2 protein-coding genes are annotated in these 729 nt (G+C 74.9%); both read left to right on the forward strand.

Annotated elements, in window-relative coordinates; translation table 11 throughout:
• Positions 1-436 (forward strand): WYL domain-containing protein (locus tag D180_RS18550; RefSeq protein ID WP_017913965.1); only part of this gene is annotated, 436 nt, incomplete at its 5' end.
• A gap of 99 nt (positions 437-535) precedes the next feature.
• Positions 536-729 (forward strand): DUF4124 domain-containing protein (locus D180_RS18555; protein WP_043091324.1); only part of this gene is annotated, 194 nt, incomplete at its 3' end.

Consider the following 729-nt stretch of genomic DNA (forward strand, 5'->3'; position numbering starts at 1 on the left):
CCGCTGGTACCTGCTGGCCTGGGACCGCGATCGTGCCGACTGGCGCACCTTCCGCGCCGAACGCATCGTGCCGCCCTTGCAACTCGGCGCGGCGGTGGCGTTGCGCCTGCCGCCGCAGGAACCGGCGGCCATGGTCGACGCGGCGATCCGCTACAGCCCGCAGGCGATGGGCTTCGCCCTCAGCGTGCGGCTGCGCGGCAGCGCCGCCGAGCTCGGCGCGCGCATTCCGCTGTGGTGCGGCACCCTGCAGGACGAGGCCGACGGCCACTGCCGGCTGTCGCTGCTGGCCGATGCGGTGCCGTGGCTGGCGGCGCAGTTGCTGACCATCGGCGTGCCGTTCGCCGGGCTGGAGGCCACGCCCGAGGTGCGGACGGCGCTGCGCGGGATGCTGAACGCGTTGCTGGAGCAGGTGCCGGAGCCGGCACCGGTGGAGTAGGTGATACGGACGGGGAGGGCGCACTGGCCGCCCGGCGCTGCTCCGGCCCCGGACGGTGCGGACTTGGCAAGCGGCGGGGAAGTTGGGACACTCGCCGCCATGAAGGGGATGCTGTGGCTCCTGGGGCTGGGACTCGCCACGTTGACGGCTGCGCCGGCCAGCGCCGGCACCCTGTACAAGTGCACCGGCAACGACGGCGTGCCCAGCTACGGCAGCAAGCGCGTGTCCGGCGCCAGCTGCAGCGTGATCGGCCGCTACACCCCCGACCGCCGCGCCGCGCGGGCCGCCCCGGC

This window comes from Xanthomonas sp. SHU 166, assembly GCF_000364685.1.
Lineage (GTDB): Bacteria > Pseudomonadota > Gammaproteobacteria > Xanthomonadales > Xanthomonadaceae > Xanthomonas_A > Xanthomonas_A sontii.